General features: G+C 40.5%; 23 protein-coding genes. 8 read left to right on the top strand and 15 right to left on the bottom strand.

Translation table 11 applies throughout. The features are described 5' to 3' along the window. Positions 1 to 36 precede the first annotated feature (36 nt). The 5 genes from JL001_RS07435 to JL001_RS07415 all read left to right on the top strand — a co-directional run bounded on the left by JL001_RS07435 (position 37) and on the right by JL001_RS07415 (position 3,593). Positions 37 to 315 (top strand): hypothetical protein, encoded by a 279-nt coding sequence (locus tag JL001_RS07435; RefSeq protein WP_200975490.1) that lies wholly within the window; start codon positions 37 to 39, stop codon positions 313 to 315. 380 nt (positions 316 to 695) lie between these two features. Beyond that, the gene (locus JL001_RS07430) at positions 696 to 1,172 is read left to right on the top strand and encodes a hypothetical protein (RefSeq protein ID WP_200975489.1); all 477 of its coding nucleotides are present in this window, start codon (positions 696 to 698) and stop codon (positions 1,170 to 1,172) included. A gap of 633 nt (positions 1,173 to 1,805) precedes the next feature. Then, positions 1,806 to 2,273, top strand: coding sequence for a hypothetical protein (locus tag JL001_RS07425; protein ID WP_200975488.1), 468 nt, complete (start codon positions 1,806 to 1,808; stop codon positions 2,271 to 2,273). 283 nt (positions 2,274 to 2,556) lie between these two features. After that, positions 2,557 to 3,144, top strand: a complete 588-nt coding sequence (locus tag JL001_RS07420) for a hypothetical protein (protein ID WP_200975487.1) — start codon at positions 2,557 to 2,559, stop codon at positions 3,142 to 3,144. A 65-nt stretch (positions 3,145 to 3,209) separates the two neighbouring features. Further along, on the top strand, positions 3,210 to 3,593 hold the full coding sequence (locus JL001_RS07415; RefSeq protein WP_200975486.1) for a hypothetical protein: 384 nt from the start codon (positions 3,210 to 3,212) through the stop codon (positions 3,591 to 3,593). A gap of 326 nt (positions 3,594 to 3,919) precedes the next feature. Here the strand turns inward: JL001_RS07415 and JL001_RS07410 are convergent, their stop codons facing one another. The 6 genes from JL001_RS07410 to JL001_RS07385 form a co-directional block, all read right to left on the bottom strand. Beyond that, complete coding sequence (locus JL001_RS07410; protein WP_200975485.1) at positions 3,920 to 5,404, bottom strand: cryptochrome/photolyase family protein; 1,485 nt, start codon at positions 5,402 to 5,404, stop codon at positions 3,920 to 3,922. Next, complete coding sequence (locus JL001_RS07405; RefSeq protein WP_236252740.1) at positions 5,401 to 6,867, bottom strand: cryptochrome/deoxyribodipyrimidine photo-lyase family protein; 1,467 nt, start codon at positions 6,865 to 6,867, stop codon at positions 5,401 to 5,403. The genes JL001_RS07410 and JL001_RS07405 overlap by 4 nt, the downstream gene beginning before the upstream one ends. Next, a complete protein-coding gene (locus JL001_RS07400) occupies positions 6,860 to 7,984 on the bottom strand; it encodes an FAD-binding domain-containing protein (protein ID WP_236252739.1) in 1,125 nt (374 codons plus the stop codon). Before JL001_RS07400 ends, JL001_RS07405 begins: the two co-directional genes overlap by 8 nt. Then, positions 7,956 to 8,447 (bottom strand): SRPBCC family protein, encoded by a 492-nt coding sequence (locus JL001_RS07395; protein WP_200975483.1) that lies wholly within the window; start codon positions 8,445 to 8,447, stop codon positions 7,956 to 7,958. Before JL001_RS07395 ends, JL001_RS07400 begins: the two co-directional genes overlap by 29 nt. 112 nt (positions 8,448 to 8,559) lie before the next feature. Then, the gene (locus JL001_RS07390; protein WP_200975482.1) at positions 8,560 to 9,060 is read right to left on the bottom strand and encodes a TspO/MBR family protein; all 501 of its coding nucleotides are present in this window, start codon (positions 9,058 to 9,060) and stop codon (positions 8,560 to 8,562) included. A gap of 13 nt (positions 9,061 to 9,073) precedes the next feature. Next, a complete protein-coding gene (locus JL001_RS07385) occupies positions 9,074 to 9,769 on the bottom strand; it encodes an SDR family NAD(P)-dependent oxidoreductase (RefSeq protein ID WP_200975481.1) in 696 nt (231 codons plus the stop codon). Between the two features lie 115 nt (positions 9,770 to 9,884). Between JL001_RS07385 and JL001_RS07380 the strand changes: the two genes are divergently transcribed. Continuing rightward, positions 9,885 to 10,442, top strand: a complete 558-nt coding sequence (locus tag JL001_RS07380; protein ID WP_370567356.1) for a fasciclin domain-containing protein — start codon at positions 9,885 to 9,887, stop codon at positions 10,440 to 10,442. 100 nt (positions 10,443 to 10,542) lie between these two features. Here the strand turns inward: JL001_RS07380 and JL001_RS07375 are convergent, their stop codons facing one another. Both JL001_RS07375 and ytxJ read right to left on the bottom strand, forming a co-directional pair. Then, on the bottom strand, positions 10,543 to 13,428 hold the full coding sequence (locus tag JL001_RS07375; RefSeq protein ID WP_236252737.1) for an outer membrane beta-barrel protein: 2,886 nt from the start codon (positions 13,426 to 13,428) through the stop codon (positions 10,543 to 10,545). Positions 13,429 to 13,648: 220 nt separating this feature from the next. After that, a complete protein-coding gene (gene ytxJ, locus JL001_RS07370; protein ID WP_200975479.1) occupies positions 13,649 to 13,987 on the bottom strand; it encodes a bacillithiol system redox-active protein YtxJ in 339 nt (112 codons plus the stop codon). A 217-nt stretch (positions 13,988 to 14,204) separates the two neighbouring features. On the opposite strand from ytxJ, the gene JL001_RS07365 reads away from it, so the two are divergent. Continuing rightward, positions 14,205 to 15,593 (top strand): DUF4403 family protein, encoded by a 1,389-nt coding sequence (locus JL001_RS07365; protein ID WP_200975478.1) that lies wholly within the window; start codon positions 14,205 to 14,207, stop codon positions 15,591 to 15,593. A 15-nt stretch (positions 15,594 to 15,608) separates the two neighbouring features. Here the strand turns inward: JL001_RS07365 and JL001_RS07360 are convergent, their stop codons facing one another. From JL001_RS07360 to JL001_RS07340, 5 genes are all read right to left on the bottom strand, one after another. Next, the gene (locus JL001_RS07360) at positions 15,609 to 16,283 is read right to left on the bottom strand and encodes a PolC-type DNA polymerase III (RefSeq protein ID WP_200975477.1); all 675 of its coding nucleotides are present in this window, start codon (positions 16,281 to 16,283) and stop codon (positions 15,609 to 15,611) included. Further along, positions 16,284 to 18,230, bottom strand: coding sequence for a DUF294 nucleotidyltransferase-like domain-containing protein (locus JL001_RS07355; protein ID WP_200975476.1), 1,947 nt, complete (start codon positions 18,228 to 18,230; stop codon positions 16,284 to 16,286). A gap of 180 nt (positions 18,231 to 18,410) precedes the next feature. Next, complete coding sequence (gene acs / locus JL001_RS07350) at positions 18,411 to 20,309, bottom strand: acetate--CoA ligase (protein ID WP_200975475.1); 1,899 nt, start codon at positions 20,307 to 20,309, stop codon at positions 18,411 to 18,413. Between the two features lie 268 nt (positions 20,310 to 20,577). Next, positions 20,578 to 22,281 (bottom strand): sodium:solute symporter family protein, encoded by a 1,704-nt coding sequence (locus JL001_RS07345; protein WP_200975474.1) that lies wholly within the window; start codon positions 22,279 to 22,281, stop codon positions 20,578 to 20,580. 26 nt (positions 22,282 to 22,307) lie between these two features. Continuing rightward, entirely contained in the window at positions 22,308 to 22,565 is a 258-nt protein-coding gene (locus tag JL001_RS07340; protein ID WP_200975473.1) for a DUF4212 domain-containing protein, read from the bottom strand. Between the two features lie 257 nt (positions 22,566 to 22,822). Between JL001_RS07340 and JL001_RS07335 the strand changes: the two genes are divergently transcribed. After that, positions 22,823 to 23,209: a hypothetical protein gene (locus tag JL001_RS07335; protein ID WP_200975472.1), complete on the top strand. Its 387-nt coding sequence runs from the start codon at positions 22,823 to 22,825 to the stop codon at positions 23,207 to 23,209. An 11-nt stretch (positions 23,210 to 23,220) separates the two neighbouring features. Here the strand turns inward: JL001_RS07335 and JL001_RS07330 are convergent, their stop codons facing one another. Further along, complete coding sequence (locus JL001_RS07330; RefSeq protein WP_200975471.1) at positions 23,221 to 23,952, bottom strand: ZIP family metal transporter; 732 nt, start codon at positions 23,950 to 23,952, stop codon at positions 23,221 to 23,223. 6 nt (positions 23,953 to 23,958) lie between these two features. Continuing rightward, entirely contained in the window at positions 23,959 to 25,020 is a 1,062-nt protein-coding gene (locus tag JL001_RS07325) for an FAD:protein FMN transferase (protein WP_200975470.1), read from the bottom strand. Positions 25,021 to 25,102: the final 82 nt, after the last annotated feature.

Raw genomic sequence — 25,102 nt, 5'->3', positions numbered from 1 at the left:
ACAGCAATATGTACTTGTCAGAAAGATTGAACTAAATTGAAACCAATCAATAAATATATAGCCTCAACGGCAATTTTTGACTTCTTTATAATCATCGGTGCCGGTCACGGTATTGGAACACTTGGATTGGTGGGAATCTTATGGTTACCGAACATTTTAACTGGTGAATTTGAATTGTCATTTTTCGGTGAATATGATGAATCTTTAGGAACAAGCGCACTATTATCCATAATTGGTCAAGTCCTTTTTTTTATTGCTTTAATATGGAAGAATAAGAAAAACAATCAGTATTTGTTTTATCTGGTACAACACTAATGATTGTTAGCTTCATCAATCTAACTCAAAGTATTTCATATAATTTCGTCGCAAGCATAAGTTTCTTAACTGGAATTCCCTTTTTGATTTCTCTAGGCAAATTGCTTTTTATAATATTCATGCAAAGAGATGCCAAGTAGCCAGCGAGATAGCTGATGGCCAACTGAGCTACTTGATGATTTTTTGTAATTTGTCCGCTATTCTTCCTGCTTAATAATTCTAGCAGTTTTTATCTTTCTGGATTTAGACCTTCAGAAAGTAGTGCATTATGGATACTGTTGCGAGGGTGGTGTAGTTTCGCTACATTAATTTTGTTTATAATGGATATGGCCAAATTCCAAATTTGATCGTCATCGAGCACACTTTGGATCTAAGAAATCATGATAATTGGAAATAAAGAAACTATTGCCTTTGAACTTTTTGACTATTCAGATGGACTTCTGAACATGAAATTTCACCTTGGTAACAAGCTTATTTCTGATGAACCTGTTTACGTTCCAACTTATAATACTTCATTGCAAAAAATTCTTGAACAACTTAATGCAGAAACAATTAAGAACGACAGACTTAGGGGTCTAACCCCAATTGAACTTGTCAAAACTTTGGAGAGTGAACGTGACAGCAATGAATCGCAATTTTTCAAGCATTTGCTCCAAATTGATGAGACGATTGATCAGTATTCAATCTACTTCATAATAAAAGAGGAACAAACTCAATTCTGCTGGTATTGCTGGGATGAGGACAACTGTAATTCTGAACACGAACCCAACATGGTTTACTTCGTAACCATCAGAACTTCTGAGCTCATATCAACACTCAAACAAATAGTGTCAAAACTGAGAAAAGAAGCTCAATAGGATATGCTATGAACCAGTGGAATTACATCAGTCATAATATTTTCTTGCGTATTAGGTAGAATTGCCCCAAGTTTTAAATTAAGGCACAGTTGAGCTTTAGATAAATGGCTGATTTCTTTTCAACTAATAAAAAGCATCACCAATCAATAATTTTTAATAGCCTTTAGTAAAGAAAGAATGAAGACTAATTATTTAATGATGGGAATTATCATTTCTTTAAGAGTTAAGTTTGTACTGCTCTCAACTAGAAAAAAACTATGTTAATCGGTTATTTTGACTATTTGATTATCGGGATATTGTTGACTTTTAATATTCTTTTAATCAAGAAGAAGCTCAACAGGGCAATTAAGATTTCGATAATTGTTGTAGGTTTTGGCTTGATACTGCCAATGATTTCAATGAAGATTGAAATTGTTAAAGTTTCTAGTGAACATGAAATAACAGATTCATTTAATCTATTATTTACTTTTTTTAAGTTCCCGCTATATTGGGGGCTTGGGATAATTCAGGGAATCATTTTTTTGATCAATAAAAAATCAATAATTCCAAAAACGAATACCTTGGATTAACAAATTGAGCCTACTCATGCATATTAGGAAAGGTTTGCCAGGCTTAAAAAACTATATAATAACCATGATGAAAATAATTACATTAAGTTTAGTACTATTTTTTTATATCCAATATGCCAATGGGCAAGAGAATGACTTTGATTCGTTTAAAACAAAAAACAATAAGTTACTCGCAAAATGCTTTGACAGCTTGAACACCATAGCTTATATCGATACATCAAGTGTTTGGAATTGCAATTTATGTAGCCTTCTGTCCATCGTGTATCTTGATGGTACCAAAGACAGCTTATTCCATAAATCAGTTTTTCTTAGACTTGAACAAATAGCCTATAAACACTTTGAAGAGGGGAATCCAATTTATATTATAGGTACGGGAATGAACAGTTTTGACAAAGCTGAGGAACTAAACAACAAAGATGACTCAACTGGCGTGTTTTACTTGAGTTTTGGAAATACGTGCTTATCAACGGACTTGTTTCGTAAAGGAATAAACCATGTTAATAAGACTACCCTGAAATTAATTGAAAAGTAAAAAGAATACCAATTCAATGTCCCTGATAAAAAATACACTTTTGATTTTGATGACCTTACTCCTCGGTTGTAAAGAGAAGAATAATATTGCCCAAAATAGACAGACAAGTATAATTGGAACTGAATTGTTCGTAAAAAAATGAACAAGTGAGCACAATCGAAGCTGGCAAACTAGCCCTTGCTAGTGAATCTAACCATGAAACAAAGTTCTATTTTAGAAAAACCTTATCTATAAAGCCTTTACCTTTAGAACAACAGAAATGAATTAGTCTATGCGTTTAAATATGAAACTAGTCTTAACAATAATACACTTTTTGATTTTTCTTGATTCATTTGGTCAACTTCCGAGTTTTGAAACCAATATGACTGGTACACAGATTGAAAACTCAATTCTTCGGAAAGAATTTCATGATAGATTTCCTACTGTTATATCTTTTTCTCAAAATTCATTTTGGTTTAAAAGACACAAAAATTACGTTTTTGCTTTTGATGGAAAAGATTGGTCATTAATAAAATGGTCTTTTGAATTAAGCAAAAAAGGAATTCCGAAGAAACAGAAGCAAGAACAAAAAAAAATCGATGAAAACGCATTCTTAAGTTTTATTGATTTTCTTGAAGAAGTGGGCTTCTATGACTTTAGTCAAGATTCGCTAAATTTAAACGAACGTGATTTAGGAAATGGGCAAATGTTAAGTAAACAAATATTGGACGGAACAACTGATAAATTTGAAATCTTTTCTTCCTCAGGCCATAGATCATCAACCTCACATGAAGCTGAATTCCTGCAAAAGTTTGTGCAAACTAATCAGAGAAAAAACTTTATTGAATGTAAAAGACGAATTTTAGAAATAATAAAAGAAGACAGCAACTAATTTAGCTAAATTACAAAGCCCCAAACATTCCAAATCCATAGCCGCTCATACCTATTACAAACATTATGAAAATATTTTTAACTATAATTTTATTTATTTCCTGCTTAACGGCATTTGGACAAAGCACATCATGTGAGAAATTTAAAACTGGCAATTTTAAAATGGAAGATCCAATTACTGGAGTGAATTATATTTCTAGAGATAAAACTAATCAAATAGAGTCTATACCAAGCCTTAAAGTCAAGGTAAAATTAAATGTAGAGTGGATAGATAGTTGTGTACTAAAGCTTACTTTAAATGAAATATTAGAAAACGAAGACGATTTACCGATTTCTGATTTTATTCTTATTTCAGAAATAATTGAAATAAAGGAAAATTCTTATATAATGAAATCAAAGGCGGAAGATTCAGACTTTACTATGACCAGAGAATATACTTTAATCGAATAGCTATTCGGCAAACATTTTGTTTAGTACTTCAAGCATATCAAAATTAAGCATAATGGTTTCATAACAGTAGTTGAATACCAATACAATGTTCCTGATAAAAAATACACTTTTGATTTTGAGCCCCTAATGCCTATTTAATGGGTGGTTTTATCTGGAATAGTAAACTGACAAACTTGTTTTTTTTAGGCGGTGGAACTTACTTGATAGCCATGAACTTCTTCGATGAATTTTGGTCAAAATCCATATTTGGGATCATTTGTATAATAGTTCCCATATTGATAGTGAGGTTTTCATCAGAATATGACCAGTTGGAAAGTTAGATTTACTCATTTGCTACCCCCCAATCCCTTCAAAAATTCCTCGGCCTTATCCAATAGCTTTTTTTGTTTTTCCTTATCCATTTTATCAAAAGTGCTGAGCAACATCTTCAGCCTATGATTTTTTCCTAAAAAATCCCTGTGGACATGCATAAACCGCCAGAACAATGCATCCCAGGTTTCCTGCCAGTCTCCTTTGGAATAGTCACTCATCTTTTTGAGGTAGTTGCTGCCACTGATATAGGGTTTTGTCGCCATCAAGCCCCCATCAGCAAATTGACTCATGCCATACACATTGGGTACCATCACCCAGTCATAGGCATCAATATACATTTCCATAAACCATCGGTACACCTCATTGGGATCAAACTCACACAAAAGCATAAAATTCCCCAAGACCATCAAGCGCTCAATATGATGGTTATAAGCGGTTTTTATGGTTTTTTGAATGGTCTTATCAATAGGACCAATCCCCGTTTCTCCCTGCCAAAAGTCCTGTGGGATCTTCCGCTCAAATCCCCAAAAGTTCTTGGTTCTTTCTTGGCTACCCTTCCAAACATAAACCCCTCGGATAAATTCTCGCCAACCCATAATCTGCCTTACAAAACCTTCAAGGGTATTTAGAGGAACCTGATGCTCCTCTGCATAAGCGATGGCCCGTTCCAGTACTTCCTGAGGATGCAGCAAACCTACATTCAACAGGGGAGTCAACACGCTATGGTGCAAAACAATCTCCGCTTCTACAATGGCATCTTCATATGGGCCAAACTCCTTGAAGCGATATTCCAAAAACTGCTCGAACCAAACCCTTGCCGTTGCATATGTCACTGGGTATAAAAGCCCCTCTTCAAGGTTTCCATAGTTCCCCTTAAAATGTTTTTCCACGTACTGCTTGGCCTCTTGACTGTACTTGTTTGCTTTTGGCCATTGAATTTTTGGTGGAGTCTTTTTTGGGGGATATTTTTTCCGGTTGTCTGCATCAAAGCTCCATTTTCCACCCAGGGGTTGATCTCCATCCATCAGTATTTCACGCTTCTTACGCTGCTGCTCATAAAAATCAGCCTGAAAGTATTTTTCCTTTTTCCCAAAATAGTCCTTTAGATCTTCTTTTGTATTTAAGAACAGCAAACTTTCATGCATCTCCCATTCAAGCCCTGCTTCTTCGCAAGCTTTTCTAATCCGCTTCTCCAACCAATTATCGGTTGGGTCAATCAGGCAAATCTTCTTGACTTGATCCTTGGCCAATTTAGGAATCAGCTTTCTGACATCCGAAGTTTCCTCGGTACATGGCACATAATGTACTTCGATATCCTTTTGGGTTAGAAAACCCAGATAGGCTTGCATGCTTGCCCGGTGAAACAACAGCTTTTGCCGATGGAATTGGTACTGTTTGAAAAACAAAAGTTCCTCTATTAGAAAAACAGCATGCCCATTGTCCAGTAAAGGGCTATTTTCATGCAGCTGATGAGGAAAAACAAGGTTGACGGTTTTCATGTATTGGTTGTATTTCTGGTATGGGTGCTGATGATTCTTTCTCTTTCTGCTTGAACCTGCTTGTCCTTTCTATGGCCCCAGATAAGTTCTCTGGCTTTTTTGGCACTTTGCTGAATATCCACCAAGGGATGCGGATAACTCTCTCCTAGCCTGAAGCCAATCATTTCCTGCTCTAGTAGCGGCATTTTCCAAGGTTCATGGAGATAAGCAGCTGGCACCTTTTCTAGCTCTGGAACCCATTGTTTGATAAACTGACCGTCCGGATCATGATCTTGGGATTGTTTGACAGGGTTATAGATTCGCAGGGTGTTTACACCCGTGGTGCCGGCCTGCATTTGAAATTGAGTATAGTGAATCCCTGGTTCATAATCCAAAAACAGCCGGGCCAAGTGATAATGCCCTTCTCGCCAATCTTGAAAAAGGTGGTGACAAAAGAAAGACACCAACATGGCACGCATTCTGAAATTGATCCAACCTGTAGCCTTTAGGCAACGCATGCAGGCATCTACCAGAGGGTATCCAGTCCGGCCCTCCTCCCAAGACCTGATCCATTCAGGCTTTAGAGGATGACGTAACGATTCATAGCCACGGTTGATGCAGGTATGCTCATAGCTGCATTCCATTTCAAACTTTTGGATAAAATGACAATGCCATTTCAAGCGGGTCAGAAAAGCATTAAAAGCGGCTTTATGGACAGGATAATTGGGGTGATTTTTGACATATTGGTAGGCCTGCCGGATCGACAAATTGCCCCATGCGAGATAAGGAGAAATGCGGCCACAGGACAATCGGCTTTCCAAAGGCTTGGAAATGTGCTTTCGGTAATTTTTCCCTCTTTTCTTCACAAAGGAATCCAAATAACGCCACGCGCCCTGCTCCCCTGCTGGCTGCAAAGACTTGGGGTATTGCTTCCATTTGTCCATCAGTTCTTTTGGCAAATGGTAGGCATGTTGAAAAGTAGCGGCTGTGTTCATCGAAAAAGAATTATATATGCAGGTTGAATTGGCCATTTGGTACCAATGCCTATCCCAGCCTTTTCGGTTTTTAATCCCACGAATCACACCATCTCTTTGGTATTCCTTCCATACTACTCCATTTTCCTCCAATAGTTTTGCGACGGACTTGTCCCTGTCCCAAGTGATTTGTGGGCCACTTTCCTGATAGCTCCAGACACACTGTAGGGTAAATTGCTCCAACAAGGATTCAAATGCCTGTGTTGCCTCACCATAAAACACATCCACTTGCTTTTGGTAAGGAGCCAATACCTTGTTCATCGCTTCTAAGGAATGAAAAACAAATTGAAAATGTCGGTCGGCTGCATCTGGATAAGCGATGAGACTTGGCTCAAAACAATACAGCAGAAGATATGGAGTACCAGTTGACTCTGCTTGTTGCAAGGGCCAATGATCCTGCGTCCGTAAATCCCGCTTCAGCCAGACGATATTGACCAAAGGCTTAATCAAGTGGCCAATGTTTTTGGCACTTCTTCCAAAAAGCAAAAAAAGAGGGATAGTATCCAGTAACCGGAAACATCCAATCCCTATCCTCTTTGGTGCCATTATAATGACTGTTCAATGGATGTTCCTTGAAATAGAACTCTTGAAGCCCGAATTTCTCCTCTAGCGAGGAATATTCGTCAACGAACACTTGAATACCGGGGATATTATCGGCCAGTTTCAGCACAAAATCGAAGGTATTAGGGGAAACAGGAAATTGTTCAAAATGGCTGGGCTCCAATAAAAGTATCCTGTTTGCATCTTCATCCTTTCGCCACTGGGGATCTAGGTTATAAAAGTTATAGACCAAGGTGGGTTTTGTGCTATCCACTTTGGGCCTTTCAGTTTTGGGAAGGCTTATGCTTAAATCCGGCAAAGCCGTATCTCTCAATTCTTTTGGAATGCCCATTTTTGTCAACTCCTCATAACTTTTGTCCAAAAAAGTCCCCTGCTGATCAGAATGGCAATATTTGTTGATGTTGGCTTGATTGGCCAAATACTTCTTGTGGCTGTTACTTCCTGCTACCCACTGCCAACTCAGGGCATTGCTGGCCCAGTCTGCATCCAGCAAATGATAATACATCCATTTTGCCGGTACTGACCAATGGCTTTGTCCCATGTTACAGGCTAAAGAGGCCAAATACATGCGGACATGGTTGTGCAGATAGCCTGTATTGTAAAATTCCTGAATCGCCGTATCAATGGCACTTATTCTAGTGCTGGCTTCTATAATGGCCTTGGGCATTGCTTGGTTGCTGACCGGCTCCTGAGTTTGCTTGAAGTCCCTGTTGATGGACTCGCCTTTTGCTACCCAAACCTGCTGCCAATAATCCCTCCAGGCCAATTCCTGCAAAAATTTAATAATCTTCTTGGGTTCATATCCTTGATCAAGGACCTTAAGCATGACTTGTTGGGTAGAAATTACGCCTCGTGAAATATAAGGAGAAAGATAGGTTACATCTCCATCTATAAAGTTTCTGGTACGCCCATACTCCTGAGGCTTTACCTGCTCTACTCGTTCCAATATCAGATCATAACCTGTAGGAAATTGCATCTTACTTTTCCATGATGAGGTCAGGGACATATTTACCAAACTTTTCCTCCACCGCTTTGAACCGATAGTCAAAAATCCGCTGAAGCTGTCCCCGAATAAAAACGGCATTGGCGATAGCCCCCAGTGGTCCTAGAGGAGGTTGGTAAGTCACAATATCCTGCATTAAAACACCGCCGTCTTCCAAAGGAATCAAACGGTGCTGGTGATGCCACATGGCGTAAGGGCCAATCCGCTGCTCATCTACAAAGAATTCTTTTTCCTTCACCTGGGTAATTTCAGTGACCCAAGTCATTTTAATCCTCAATAATGGACTGACTTTATAGGAAATAATCATCCCCGGATACATTTTTTGGGGCAAGTTTTTGGAAGTAATGTCAAAACCCATATGATCTGGGGTGATCTCCTTCAAATTGGCCGGCGAAGAAATAAAGTCCCAAACTTCATCGACTGAGGCTGGGATTTTCTGTTCGGTAAAGAGTTGGTAATGTGCCATTTTAACCTTTGCTGTTTATAGCCCAAGCATAAAAGTACTTCAGGCTAAATGATCAATTTTTATTATAAATAATCAACCCGAATAATTAAGAATTGTTTTTGGATTGAATGTTTCAATGGTTCAACCACCAAATACTGATATTCAATACCGTGGCAAAACTCACCCAAAGGAGGTAAGGAACCTGCAAATAGGCGGCTACTTTACTCACCTGATAAAATCTATTGATCATGTAAACTATCAAACCCAAAAGCAAGACTATTTCGATCGCTGCCAGGCCTGGTTGGTGGAAGTAAAAAAAGATGAAACTCCAGCAAAAGTTAAATACCAACTGAATAAAAAACACTATCAACGCCTGACTTCTTGGTCGGCTTTGGTTTTTCCTCCAGATCAAATAGAGTCCGAGTCCCATTAGGGCATACAAGCTTGTCCACACTGGTGCAAAGATACTGTTGGGTGGGTTGAAAGAGGGCTTCTCCAATCCTGCATACCACGTTTCAATATTTCCGATGTTGGCTAGTCCAGAGATGCTACCCACAATGACCACCCCCAGCACACACATTATTAGTTTGATCCAATTGATCTTTTGATTATCAAAATTTACGGTGGTTTCCATAATAGTTTTCGGTTTATGTTTTCATGGATGACATTCCACCATCCACTGGAAAAATTTGTCCACTGATCCAACTTGACTGTTCTGTAAGCAAAAAAGCCGCCATATTAGCAATATCACGAGGCTCTCCCACACGCCGCAAGGGGTGTCGCTGGGCGTTAGCATTTTTCTTTTCTTCATTGCTGAGCAGGGATTTTGCCAAAGGGGTATCTGTCAAAGAAGGGGCAATGGCATTCACTCTCACTTTAGGGGCTAGCTCCGCAGCCAATGACCTGGTCAGGCCCTCCAAAGCTCCTTTCACCATGGACACAGTTGTGTGAAAGGGGAGTCCTAATTGTACCGCTACGGTGGAAAATAATACGATGGACGATTGGTCAGTCTGCTTCAACTTAGGCAACATTTCTTGGATTACGTGCACTGCTCCAAGTACATTGAGCTTCATGTCTTCCAATAGGCCTTCCTGTTTTAATCTTGAAAATGGTTTGAGCGTAATGCTCCCCGGACAATAGGCTAGACCATTCAGGTGTCCTGGAAGTTCCTCATTATCCAGACTACTTTCCAAGGCTGCAAAAGGAAAATAATGAATCCCTTCCGCTAAATCAGGTCTGTTTTTGTGGTAGGTGCCATAAACTTCATATCCTTGGGATTTTAGCATAAGGGCCAGCTCTCTACCAATCCCTGAAGAAGCACCAATTATCAGGTAGTTTTTCATATGCTTTAAACCAAGGGTACGGTAAATTGTTTGTGGAAGCAGCTGTCACAAAAATCCGAAACATTATTCTATAGCGTATATCCATACCAATCAACTATTAAAGTTTATGAAATCAATGAATATTTTAAAAGTGACATTTCTAGCATTTTTTGTGCTAGGCTCATCCCAAGCTTTTTCCCAAATGAAAAAGACAGTTGAAGTGGGAGGAGCACCAATGTATCCCAACAAGAACATTGTCGAAAATGCCGTCAACTCTGCGGACCATACAACACTAGTGGCTGCTGTAAAGGCTGCAGGTTTGGTGGAAACGCTTCAAGGAGAGGGGCCTTTTACGGTATTTGCTCCGATAAATGAAGCTTTTGAGGCGCTTCCTGAGGGTACGGTAGAAAATTTATTAAAACCAGAAAACAAATCCGCCCTAACCAAGGTACTCACTTACCATGTCGTGGCTGGAAAGATGAGTGCCAAAGACATCATGAAGGCCATTAAGAAAGGTAATGGCAAAGCAATGATGACTACTGTGGAAGGCGAAACCCTTACCGCTTGGATGAAAGGTGATGAACTTTACATTTCTGACGTAAATGGAAATAAGGCAAAAGTTAGTATTCCAAATGTCTTCCAGTCAAATGGCGTCATTCATGTAGTGGATACAGTTTTACTTCCCTCCATGTAAGATTGCCCTACACTCCTTAAAATTTAGTAACAAAAAAACAGTCCCAGGAATGCATTCCTAGGACTGTTTTGATTTTAAGGTTAAATAATTTTTGCCTCTATTACCAACTTCTAGCTCCGCCCGGAGGTGGTCCAAACCTTCTAAACCTACTTCCCCTGTCATCTTCCTCTGACTTTTTGAACTTCCCTATAATATAGGTAAAGGTCACCAAACCATAACTGGTCAAAGCGTTGGAATATACATCAGATACTGATACATCTGACACAGTTCTGCTAATCGTATTGTTCTCTCCCAAAAGGTCAAAAATACTCAATTTTAATTCTCCCTTGTTATCCTTTAGGAAGCGATAACCTGCTTCTACATTCCATAACCAAATGGATTGATCAAATCCTTCCGACAAGCCCGCATAAAACGTATTGTTCATAGTAGTATTCACAAAGAGTTTTCCATCATTGGGAGAATAGTAAAGCTGGACATTGGAATTCTGTTGGTAATAATTGTTTTCCAATGAAGTCTGCAAACTACTGTTGACAATGTTATAAGTTCCACTGGTTCCGATGGTAAAATCTATGTCCTTACTGATATTACTGGTCAAAGAAAGGCGCTGCGTCAATCCCACAGTTTCATTATAATTGATTTGGTTATTGATCATACCCGGTGACTTGCTGTAGCTCACACTGGAATTCATGTTGAAATTGGATTTAAGCTTTTCCAATGGTGTACCGTAATTCAGAAAAATCCTGGCATTCCAGTTTCCTTTAAGGTTTACAGGTTGGGTAATTTGCCCCCCCTGGCGCAAAAGCACCTCGCCATTGATCAAGGTATCCTGACTGGCCACATAAGTATGCGTTCCGATATAATCATGGGTAAATGAGGCATTAGCAAACACAAAAAGTGTCTTGGACTTTTCCATGTCAAATTTCCCAAAATTCAAGAAGAAATTATGGTTGTAACTTTGTCCCAAAGTAGGGTTACCCACACTCATTTGCAGCGGGTTGCTATTATCAATTACATTTTGGAGTTGGTTTACACTAGGCTCATTGGTGCTGGTACGATACCTAAAACGCATATTTCGCCCTGTCTCTCTATTTCTATAGTTGATACTTGCATTGGGCAGAATATTATTAAAGCTCCTGTTATAGTTCGCCTCTTGAGGAAAAACGGCCTCATTGTTCAGTTGAGCATTTTGATAATCCACATTTAAATTCAAGTTAAAGCCATTGTCACTGAAACGGTAGCCCAAACCCACTTTTTGTGTCGTGAATTTGTTGTCAAATTCATTACTCAAAGCGGTGTCCAAAACCATCAAGTTCTGCTCTTGGGCCAAAACATAGGTCTTCTGGTCTGCAGAGCTTTTATTGTTTCCAATTTGGTAATCCAAAGACATAATGGACTTTTCTCCTACCGGCTCCGTATAGGTCACATTCGCGCGGTAGTTAAACCCATCCGATAAGGCATTGGTCTCTTGAAGCACTGTGTCCACCGCATTCCGCACAAAGTCCCTGTTGGCAGATAAGAGATCTGTAAATTGATCATTTTTTCTAAATGCTGTATAAACATTAGTAGAAAGCGTTCTACCTTGCTTATCAAATTTGTAGCGGTAGGTCAGGTTATTTGCAATATTGAAGCCTTCACTCACCCTGTCGTTGATGGTCTTGGCAGCACTCAAAGAGTCAAGGCTGCCGTCTAAGTTCAAACCGTATTGGTCACTGATGCGGTCATTGTTCTGAAAACTAAGAGTAGGAGTGATGATCAGTGAATTTTTGTCATTTATGTCGTATTCAATTTTTGCATTGACACGATGGTTTTTATTATTGGTGTTGCTGATCAGGTTCTCTTGATAATATTGTTTTAACTCTTCTGAAACCACCGTTTCAGTATTGGTGATTTGTCTCAAGTTGGTAATGGAGTTATTGAAAAAATAACTTCCAGTAAAATTGATTTTATCTCCCCACCGGTCACTGTAATTCAAACCGAGAGAATTGGTTTTGGAAATCCCATTATTATTTCCAGTCAAGAAGTTATCATTTCCTCCACCTCCGGGGCCTCTTCTGCGGCCACCACCTACACTGTTTGAAACACCCAATAAATCCTCTGATGAAAAGTTCTGCTGGTTGATATTATTGGATAAGCCGATAATGGAAATTCTCTTATCGCCTTTAAACAGGTTGATATTTCCACCTCCAGCATATCGGTCATCTGTACCGTAACCTCCATATACACGCCCAAAATAGCCATTACGCATGTCACCCTTGGTGATGATATTGATCGTCTTGGCGTAATTACCATCATCCAATCCTGTCAGCCTGGACTGATCAGACTTTTGATCCAAGACTTCCACTTGATCAATCATATTAGCTGGTAGGTTTTTAAGGGCAATGTTGGGGTCGCTCCCAAAAAATTCCCGGCCATCCACCAGCACTTTTTGTACATCCTCTCCCTGCGCTTGGATTTTTCCATTTTCAATGACCACTCCCGGAATCTTTTTGATCAAGTCCTCTGCATAGCCATTTTCTTTGGTTTTAAATGCCGCCGCATTAAACACGGCTGTATCCCCTTTCATTTCACCAACAGGCACTTGTCCTTCCACCAAAACCTCACCCAATTCATTGCTGTCCTGCATCAATTTTAATATGCCCAAATCAATAGGTCCACGTTGATCAATATTTTGCTTCATTTTGGTATACCCAATGTAAGACACCTCAATAATGAGACTTTGGAGACGTGGCCTGACCAACTCAAAAATGCCTTTATCATTGGTGACAGTGGCTGCCATCAATGAGTCAGCTGGATTCTTCACCAAAACATTGGCTCCAACCAGTGGTTCTTCCGTTTCGGCATCAATAATGGTTCCGGTAATCTTAAAAGAATTACCGGCCTGAGGGCGTCTTCCTCCTTGTCCTCCATTGGTTTGCTGGGCAAAGCCTGATGCTGTCCAAGCAAGCATCAGAAGGCCAAAAATAAATGTTGTAAGTACTGTCTTCATGCATCAAGTTTTAGATGCTCTTTAGACCCAAAAAATTATGAGACGTTTAATGCCCATTTTGGACAATTTGCTTTATATGGATTTTTTGTTGATGAGTGGCAAAAAAATGGTTTAAAGATAAACTTTGAGTACTAAAGCTTTTTTAGCATATAAAATAAAAAGGGAGGCACTGACCAAAATCGGTCAAAACCTCCCCATTAGATCTTTAATGGAACAAGGGCTACCCCAACTGACCGATAATTTCCTGATAGTTGATTCCCATATGACTGGTATCATAGTAAGCCATTCCATCTTTGACCAAGATGACCTGTGGAGACTCATGTTCGACAGCAAATTCCTCTGCGATGGCATTTGAAATCTCTCTATAACTCAACAAGTCCAACACATAGGGAGAGACTTTACTAAAATCATCTTCCTTCCAATTTCTTTGCAAGCGGTTCCAAGCCATTCCGCTAATGGAGCAACTGGTAGAGTGTTTGAAGATCAACACTGGCTGCACTTTGCTTTCTTCCTTAATATGTCTGAGTTGCTCTACTTTATCAATTACTTTCCAAGCCATATAAATTCCTCTTTGATTAATCTTTCACTTTGAACTCTCTCTAACACCAAATTGGGCTAATTTGGTTCGAAGATAATGGAAATCGACAAAAAACAGCTCAAATAAATCCAATCCTAGCTTATTAATAAAATTTAACGCATGATTATTGTAAAAGCATTCTTGAGATTTCCACATTTTCGCAAGGATTTGTTAATCTTGTAAGCTTGAAAAGTAAATTATGAAGACCAACTTATTTGTGCTCAGCCTATTGTTGCTGATCTTTTCCTGTAAAGGCATTAACCCTGAAAAGCCTAAATATGATGGTGAGCCCACAGTCCTTCCCGATGCCATCTCCAAGGTAAATGTCCCTTTAGAAATTCCTCTGGACTACATCGAGAAAAACCTCAATAGTGAGCTTGCTCAGATGCTCTATACTGAAACTGGGCTGAATATAGGAAATGGTCTTTTGGCTGACCTTGAAGTCAATAGAACAGGCAATATCTCCTTGATCGCCTCTGGGCAAAACAAATTGGAAATAGAACTCCCTTTAAAGCTGCAAGGCAAAATCAACATAGAAAAGAAAATCTTTGGACAACGGATTTCCACTGCGGTGCCTTTTGATGAAGGCATTATCCCTAGAGTCAGCTTTATTCCAGAAATCGGCAGAAATTGGGACATTGGCATTTCTAATGTCAATATTGAAAGTTGGGGAAGATCTTTAAAATACAACCTTCTTGGCTATGAGGTTGATCTTGGGCCGATGCTTAAAGAACATGTAGAAAAAATGTTGGACGAGCAACTTACCGGTAATAACCTGAGCCGCATCAGTTTTAAGGATATGATGCAGAAAACGTGGGAAGCTTATGGCCGTCCAGTGAAGTTTGAACAAGATGGTTTTGACGCTTATGTTTACACCATTCCGCATAAGATAAAAGTAAAAGAAAGGTTTACCACGGACCAAAAGCTCCAATTGACCATTGGTATAGAAGGAGAAGTCTTTACCCAAATTGGAAGCGAACCAGACATTACTTTAAGCAGCTTGCCCAACCTGTATTATAATGATGATACCCGAAATTTCATTGATATAACCTTGCCATTATCTATTCCCTACAAGGATTTGGACAAGTACTTGAATGAAATGTTGGCCAACCAGACTTTCAAAATGGATAACAAAACCGACTTGACCCCCAAATCCTTCCAGACCCAAAGTTTTGGGGATAAAGCTTTGGTAAAAGTGGACTTTGTGGTCACCCGAAATGGGAAGAAAAACATTGCAGGAAATGTTTATTTGGTGGGCAAGCCTACCTATGACCCTTTGAGAGAAGCCATTGTTTTTGAAGAAATTGACTTTGACCTGAACACTAAAAACATACTGGCCAGCAGTGCTAGCTGGATGAAGCAAGGTGCCGTCTTGGAAGAAATCAAAAAATATGCTAGCTACCCCATTGGTGACATGATCAGGGAAGCTCGCTTAGAACTACAGCAGCAAGGTTATATGGAGACTGACTATGCCTCTTTCCGGGTCAAAAGACCTGCATTGGACGTGGAAGGCATTTATACCACTGAGGAAGACATTAGGCTTTACCTCAGGTCTACCGGTGAGATGGATGTTAAGCTAAAAAACTAATATTCTCTCCTTATCTCACCATCTCATTAAGTCTCCAAAGGTGGTGATTCCTTTCTTTTCAGCCTCTTTGAGCAGTTTCAATAGTAACTGGGCTGTCAAGAATGCATCTCCTGCCGCATTGTGGCGATCATAAATGGGAATCTTGTAGCGCTCACATAAAGCATCCAAGCTGTAATCCTTCAAATTAATTCGGCTTGGGTCATAGCGAATGCCATGCTCGAGCCTTATGGCCAAGTCGCCTGTATCCACCACAGGGTTTAAGATTTTTCTTAAACCAAAAGGAAGAGTAGCCTTCTCTAGCATGGCCAAATCAAACCCGGCATGATGAGCCACCAGAATGTCATTTCCCAAGTAAGGCAATAAACTTCGAACAAACTCCCGCAAAGGCAAAGCATTGGTAGGTTGGATGATTTCATGGATTTTGATGCTGGAAGCACTTTTTTTAGAGGACTTTAGAAAATGCTCTCTTGCCGTATCTACTTTGATGCGATTACCAATGATTTTTATGGCGCCAAAAGCCAAAATATGATCCTTCTTAATATCCAGGCCAGTAGTCTCCGTATCCAAAACCACAAAAGTCAGTTCACTGATCGGTAGTTTTTTTGAGATTTTCTGCTCAAATTTTTCCTCATAGCGTTTGACCATTGTGGTCTTTATTGGCCGCTTAAAAAGTCTTTCCCACCAAGTCATCTAACTTCGAATATAATCCGTTTGAAATCGAACCGTCAATAATTCCTGTATCTTATGTATTGGGCTGAAGGCATTTTTGAGCAATTGACGCTGAAGCTTGCCCAAAGAACGAGGAGTGATGTACCTTCCCGAAGTTCCTGAAGCTATCCCTTCCAAAGCCCTCAAGCGTAAAAATATCTCATACGCACTTCTAGCTTCTTGGTACAAGGAAGCATTTTGAGGTTCCAATTCCGCCAGCTTCTCAAAACGCTCAAAGGTATTGTTCACCCCTGAGACTGAATGGCTCAGAGCCAAAATTCTCGCCGCATCGGCCAATGGCATCATTGCTCGGAGCTTGATATCGAATTGGTCCTGGTGTTCCCCGGATTTTTCTACAATGAAATTTTTAAAAAATCCCATAGGAGGGGGATTGAGCAAGGCATTCTTGGCCAAGAAGCTCAAGAAAGAGGGCTTTTGATCCACCATCCGATAAATAGCAGCCGTCATTTCCTCCGAAAGTTGCTTTTGACCATAGACAGGTCTAAAATCAAAAAATATGGTGGCTTTCATCAATGCCTCCTCTTGGGGCAAATTGACCCAATCGTGAAAATAGCTTTTCCATACCGATAAGGGTTGGCACCAATCAGGGTTATTGGCCATTACTTCACTTGGACAGGGATGATAACCGCAGGCTATCAATGTCTCAATCACCTCTTGAGCCAAAGTCTCAAAGTATAACTTCGTCCTTGGTAAATGATCAGATGGTACATCTTGAAAAACAATGGCATTGTCTAAATCGGTACGCAATAACTGCTCTTGCCTCCCTTCACTACCTAAAGACAAGAAGCAAAATGGGACTTTGCTTTCTTCTTCAAAATCCTCATCCAGCTTTCTCTTGGCCAATAGTATTGCCCTTTTGATGATCACATCATTGATTTCCGACATGATGCTGGCCACAAAATCTATGGCCACTTCATTTTCCAGAAAATACCCCAACAAGGATTCTGCACGATCTCTGATCCCCCTCATTTCCTGCACATCCCAAGTATTCATCAGGGCATGAATAAGCACAGCGGGGCTGTTTCCATGAGACAAGAACACATCATGATCGGAGACAATCCCGGTAATTTTGCTATTTGAGGTACCATCCTCCGTAAGGATCAAATGATGCAACCTATGCTTGATCATCATCAGGTAAATACTAGGAAAATCACTTTGATGATGGAGGGTCATTACTGGACTGGTCATGATTTCCTCTACCTTCGTGGTATAGGGCAAGCCAGCAGCCACCAGCCTGTTGCGCAAGTCCTTGTCCGTAATAATACCGACAGGATATCCCCGTTGGTTTAAAATAGCAATTGAGCCTACCCCCTTTTCATGCATCAACTTGGCTGCATCTCCTACAGTAACTCCCAACTGACAACTAAGCACTTTGGTGGGAAAGTTTAGCTTTCCCTCTTCCATAAAAAGTGATAAACCATGATCTGAAGAGGCATCTCTAAGCAGTTTTCTGGCTTTTTGCGATTGGGAAAGATCTGTCCTGACCACCACTTGCCCTGCAGCAAATCCCGCCGCAAAATATAAACTCACCTCACTGTTCTCCTTCAGTACTTTATCAAAAACGGCCACAGGCACCGCATAGAGCAAGGTATCTTCGGCCACATAACTATTGAGGACGTAAGGACGTTGACCCAAAAGCGCCAAGGCACCGAAAACCTCACCTTCATCACAATAATCCTTGACAACCATCTTCCCGGAATCCTCATCTGTCAAATATACCGAGCCCTCTTTGAGCACAAAAAAATGGGGACTGGCAGGATTACCCTTTTTGAAAATATATTCTCCTTTGGAGAAATACATCAACTCCACTTCTCTGGACACATTTTCCAGCAATTGATCTGAAAGAAAGCTGAAAGGAGGAAATCGATGGAGAAATTCCTTTACCCGATTGACGATGACATTTGGCATGGTTATTTGGTTTGGGCATACTCCATGACATGGGGCACACCTTGTGGCCAATTAGATAGGCAATCTACTCAAAAAGCCTGGAAAGGTAAAAGCATCTTTTGTCGAAACGGGATTTAGAAGCCCCAAGCATAAAAAAAGCCGTCCCAAAAAGGACGGCTCAAATCATATTTTTTCTTAAGCTTACTCTACTCTTCCCTTAATGATTTCTTCCACCACGCCTGGGTCTAAAAGGGTAGAAGTATCTCCCATATTATCCATACTGCCTTCGGCTACTTTTCTCAGAATCCTTCTCATGATCTTACCTGACCTTGTCTTGGGTAATCCTGGGACAATCTGAATTTTATCAGGCTTGGCAATTGGGCCTATAATCTTGCTAATGGTGTCCTTGATTTCCCCTTTGAGGTTTTCCTCGGTTCTGTTTTTCATATCACAGATGACATAAGCATAGATGCCCTGGCCTTTAACCTCATGCGGGTAACCTACTACGGCAGACTCAATGACTTTAGGGTGCTCATTAATGGCGTTCTCTACTTCAGCAGTACCCATTCTATGACCGGATACATTGATCACATCATCAACCCTACCCAAAATTCTATAGTATCCATCATGATCCCGCTTCACCCCATCACCGGTAAAATACATGCCTTTGTAGGTGGAGAAATAGGTCTGCTTGCATCTTTCATGATCACCATAGGTAGTCCTGATCATCCCTGGCCAAGGGAATTTAATGCAAAGGTTACCCTCCACAGAATTACCTTTTAACACCTTACCCTCTGGATCCACAATGGCCAATTGCACACCTGGGAGTGGCAAGGTCGCATAAGCGGGTTTCGTAGGCGTTACCCCAGCCAATGGAGAAACCATGATTCCTCCTGTCTCAGTCTGCCACCAAGTATCCACGATTGGGCAACGGTTTTTCCCAATATGGGTATGGTACCAGTGCCATGCTTCTTCATTGATCGGCTCTCCAACAGAACCTAATACTTTTAATGAATCGAGTTTATAGGGCTGTATTGGTCCAGTGCCATGCGCTTCCAATGCCCTGATGGCAGTAGGAGCCGTATAAAACTGGTTAACTTTATATTTATCGACCACTGCCCAGAACCTTCCAGCATCCGGGTAAGTTGGTACACCCTCAAACATGATAGAAGTTGCCCCTGCCAATAAAGGGCCATAGACTATGTAAGAGTGACCAGTAATCCATCCAATATCAGCCGTACACCAATACACATCTCCAGGAGAGTATTGGAAAACATTCTCAAAGCTATATTTTGAATACACCATGTATCCGCCAGTGGTATGTACTACACCTTTTGGCTTTCCGGTTGAGCCTGAAGTATAGAGAATAAAGAGCATGTCCTCACTGTCCATCACTTCTGCCTCATTGGTATCGGGCTGTCCTTCCAAAACATCATGCCACCAATGATCCCTTCCTTCCTTCATCGTCACGTCCTGATGCGTTCTCTGGTAGACAATCACTGATTCTACCGTATTGGTCTTTTCCAAAGCTTCATCTACCACCGCTTTTACTGCTATTTTCTTTGATCCCCTAAAGTTACCATCAGAAGTCAAAACAGCTTTTGCCTGACAATCATTGATTCGGTCAGCAAGAGCAGTACTGGAGAATCCTGCAAAAACCACAGAATGGACCGCACCTATTCTGGCACAGGCCAACATCGCCACAGCTGCCTCTGGCACCATAGGCATATAAATGATGACTTTGTCACCTTTTCCTATCCCTTTAGCTTTTAATGCATTAGAGAATTGACAAACAGCATGGTAAAGTTGTTTGTAAGTGAGGGTACGACCTTCTTCTTCAGGATCATTGGGTTCCCAAATGATTGCCGGACGATCTCCCATGATGAACAGGTGTCGCTCTAAAATATTTTCGGTGATATTCAGTTTTCCATTGACGAACCATTTCACATCAGGGCCTTCAAAGTCCCACTCCAGCACTTTGTCCCATCTCTTTTTCCAGTGAAATGAATCAGCAACTCTCGCCCAAAATTGCTCTGGTTCGGTGACACTTTTTTGATATTCATGAAAATAACCACTCAGGGTGTGGATTCTATCACTCATGGTGTAATATGGTTTTAGGTTTTATTATTAATATTTTTCCTTCCAATTAAAACGCCTATAAAAGTCAATTATTTCGAGCAACAGGTTTGTCCTTAAAGAAATATTTTGAAAAAGACCCTATGGCTTTTTAATTTTTACGGGGTCTTAAATCTAATCATTTAATTGATTTTTTCTATATTTTATCAATTAAGTATCATCAAGAAATTGATGATTGGAATAAATGATTTTTAGTCTCAACCTAAAACAAGATGCTTGGTGATTTTAGCCATCAATGTTCCTGTGCAGCTCCTGCTCCTCTTGGAATCCTGATTTCTTCTACCATTTCCTGCACTTCAGCTGGTGGCGGTGGAGTAAACATAGACACCACGAAACTCACTATAAAGTTCAACAACATGCCAAATGACCCTATTCCTTCCGGAGAAATCCCAAACAACCAATTCTCAGAAGCTAAACTCTCCGGTGCCACACCAAAGAGCTCTGTACCGAATTTGAAATAAACAATATAGGACAAGGTAAAAACCAAGCCAGTCAACATACCAGCAATAGCCCCCTCCTTGTTCATCCGTTTGGAGAAGATCCCCATGATGATCACCGGAAAGAAAGACGCCGCTGCCAAGCCAAAAGCAAAAGCCACCACCTGAGCCACAAAGCCAGGAGGATTTACTCCAAAATAACCTGCCACAACCACTGCTACAGCAGCCGCTCCCCTGGCAATCATCAATTCTATTTTATCGGAAATCCCAGGATTGAAGTTTTTCACCAAATCCCTGGACACAGAAGTAGAAATCACCAGAAGTAAACCTGCCGCCGTGGAAAGCGCTGCGGCCATACCTCCTGCCGCCACCAAGCCTACCACCCAATTTGGTAATTCAGCAATCTCTGGATTGGCCAGCACCATGATGTCTTTGTCAATATCTAGTTCATTGGTTTCAGGATCAGCCACATATTGCACCACACCATCTCCATTTTTGTCATCAATTTTAATCAGCTCAGTTTGTTTCCAATTCTCCACCCATTCTGGCAGGTCATCAACAGGCTGCTCCGCAACAGAATCTATAGCATTGTAAATACCAAAAGCAGCTACTGCCGGTGCTGTGGTGTACAAAATCGCAATAAATACCAAGGCAAAACCAGCAGATAGCCGGGCATCTTTGACTCTTGGAACCGTAAAGAAGCGAACAATCACATGAGGCAATCCAGCCGTCCCCACCATCAAAGCCAAAGTAATCGCAAACATATCGATCATGGGCTTTTGACCACTGGTATAAGCGGTGAAGCCCAACTCTGTCAATACACCGTCCAGTTTGTCCAGTAAATAAGTACCATCTTCCACAGTACCTCCCAAGCCTAGTTGTGGAAAAGGATTGCCTGTCAGCTGCATGGATACAAAAATGGCAGGCACCATAAAGGCAAAAATCAACACGCAATATTGCGCAACCTGTGTATAGGTAATCCCTTTCATACCTCCCAAAACTGCATAGAAAAACACTATACACATCCCTATGATCACTCCAGTATTAATGTCCACTTCCAGGTAACGAGAAAAAACAATTCCCACTCCCCGCATTTGACCCGCCACGTAGGTAAATGAAATAAACAAAGCACAGATCACGGCAACCACTCGGGCTTTATTGGAATAATACCGATCACCTACAAAGTCAGGCACAGTAAATTTTCCAAACTTTCTCAGATAGGGTGCCAATAGCAGGGCCAACAAAACATAACCTCCAGTCCAGCCCATTAAATAGACGGATCCATCGTATCCTGCAAACGCAATTAACCCAGCCATGGAAATGAAAGAAGCCGCAGACATCCAGTCTGCAGCGGTTGCCATCCCATTGGCTAAAGGAGACACTCCACCTCCTGCTACATAAAATTCTTTAGTGGAACCAGCCCGGCTCCAAATTGCAATACCAATATAAAGGGCAAATGAAAGCCCAACCAAAATATAAGTCCAGGTTAAAATATCCATTTTAGGTTTCTTTTGGGTTTGAAAAATTATTCGTGCACATCAAATTCCCGATCTAGCCTGTTGAGAAGCCAGACATAGAAAAAGACCAGCACTACAAAAACATAAATGGATCCTTGCTGGGCAAACCAAAATCCAAGTTTAAAACCTCCTACCTGAATCTGGTTAAATGTATCGACTAGGATGATGCCAAAGCCAAAGGAAACTGTAAACCAAATAGCCAACAGTGAAAGCAGAATTTTAACATTCTTCCTCCAATAAGCTTTCATTTTTTCTTGATGATTCATAATTCTATATTGCTATGATGGGTATTGTTTAATTAAAACTATTAGGAATAAGCTATCCAAACAAAGATTCACCAAAAGGCTTCCTTATTCATCTTACCTTTCATTATAACTTATCAATTAACAACAAAAAGAGGGATTATCCTGAAAATCGCCAAATAATTTATCACCCTACCAGCACACTACAGTACATCCACCAAAAGCTAGAAAAAGTTGATGTAGCGAAAGAGAATCTATAAGCGTCTAGGTTACAAACAGGAATGATGATGAGAAAAAGTCTTTATATTTTATATCTTTTTGCCTTTTTATTATGGGGGTGTGACGAGGATGAACTTACCCCCGAATGCGTCCAAGGAAAAATAATTGGAAAGGAGCAATGTTCCGATTTTGTCTTGATCGAAGTATCATCTCCATCAAATGTCGGAGAATCCATTACTTATTATGATGGCACATTCTATTCTAGAGTGATCAAAATAGTGCCAAAAAACGGAGTCCAAATAACCCAAGATGGGTTTTATAGGGTAAGAATCTATGATCCCGAGAAAGATGCAGACTTGCACGAACCGATCATATGCCAAGCACTTTATGCGCCATTTACTGTACCAGCAATGGTGGGAGAGGCATTTTCCGAAACAAGCTGTCCCTAAACCACCGTTCACTAAAGTAAATACTCAGATGCAATAGCCACCAATGCTGCCAGTAAGCTTATCAACAAACGCTTGAAATGGAATTTATGGTGGGGACTACTTTCAAAGAAAATGGTGGTAGAAATATGCAAAAAACCTCCTGCAACTAATCCAAAAAGCACGTCCATAGCCTCGGCCGTGAGGATGCTTTGCTCTTGAAGCAAACCACTACTTATCATTCCTAAAGGTGAAGCCAAAGCAAAGACCAATAGAAGCACTAAAACAGTATTCTTTTTTAAACTACTCAACAATACAGCCACTAAAGCAAATGCCGCTGGTGCCTTGTGCATGATAATGCCAAACATCAATGTTTCGCTTCCATGATGATGTCCCGTCAAAGAAGGCTGCTGACTGAGCAGAGTTCCCTCCAAAAAAGCATGCAAGGAAAGTCCAATCATTACCATCCAAACAGTATTCCTTCCTCCACCATGATGATGGATATGCCCATGCTCGATTCCTGACGAAAGAAATTCCAAAACCTGCTGCAACAAGAAACCTATCAACACATAGAGTCCCATATAATAGGCAGAATCCCTATTGGCAAAAAGCTCAGGAAGAATATGTAATACTGTAATGGAAAACAGATATGAACCTGCAAAGATCAGAATCATCTTGAAGTTCTTTTCCTTCCATTGGGGCATAAATAAGGCTAACATTCCCGCCAAAAAGGCAGATAAAAAAAGTACCAGAATTTTGATGACCATAGCTTATTAATTTTGCCCTTTGATGTAAGAAACGAACGGCTTCAGTTTTTCGCTCACATAGGTTTGCATGCCCAAACTGTCATTATAAATTAAAAACACATCCAAGTTAGGCTGTTTTTTCTGCAGTTCAATGGCCTTCTCTGTGCCCAGTACCATCATTGCTGTGGCAAAGGCATCCGCAGTCATACAGTCTTTTGCCAATACTGTCGCACTCAATAATCCGTGACTAACTGGATATCCAGTTTTTGGATCTATGGTATGAGAATACCTGATGCTATCTTTATAATAGTAGTTTCGGTAATTTCCAGAAGTGGCCATGCCACGATTATCCAAAGCAATAATGCTAAATATATCATTCGAACTGATATCATCACTGGGCTGGTTAACACCTACTTTCCACAGTTCATCATTCTCATTGGTTCCTTTGGCCACCAATTCCCCTCCAATCTCCACCAGCATGTCTTCAACACCCTTTGACTCCAAGAAATCAGCCACGACATCCACACCGTATCCTTTGGCAATGGCGCTAAAATCAAGGTAAACCCCTTTTCGGGTCTTCCAAGTCTTTTCTTCATCAAATTGGATTTTATCATAGCCCACCAATCTCAGAATTTGGCCTACCTGCACACTATCCTTGAGCTGGGCTCCTTCAGGGCCAAAACCCCAAACATTGACCAAAGGACCTACCGTTGGATCAAAAGCCCCTGAAGTTGCTTGGTTGATGGTTTTACTTCTTTTTATGATGGTAGGCAAATAAGTTGATTCAAAAGCCAAAGTGTCCCTTTGATTAAACCTACTAAGTTCAGAATCTGAAATGTAGGTAGAAAGAGATTCATTAAACCTCATCAGTAGAGAGTCCACAGAATTTGTAAAATCCCGGTTCTCCAAGTCCAAATAAACAATACGATAAGTAGTTCCCATGGTCTTTCCAGTGATGACCATTTTGCCCTCTTTTTCTGGCTCAGGCGCTTTAGGAGCGCTTTGATTTTGTCTGTAAAGAAAGACGAGAAAAACCACCAAAAGTAGGATGATGGAGTAAATAATATTCTTTCTGGCGTTTTTTTGCATGGAATCGGGCAAATTTTTCCGAAAGTTACCTTTAATTTTAAACATTGAAAAAATAAAAGATCGAAAGACGCAATGAAATTGC

The organism is Echinicola sp. 20G, assembly GCF_015533855.1.
GTDB lineage: Bacteria > Bacteroidota > Bacteroidia > Cytophagales > Cyclobacteriaceae > Echinicola.
The sequence above is the reverse complement of the archived record's forward strand: the minus strand, read 5'-3'. Positions and strand labels throughout refer to the sequence as shown.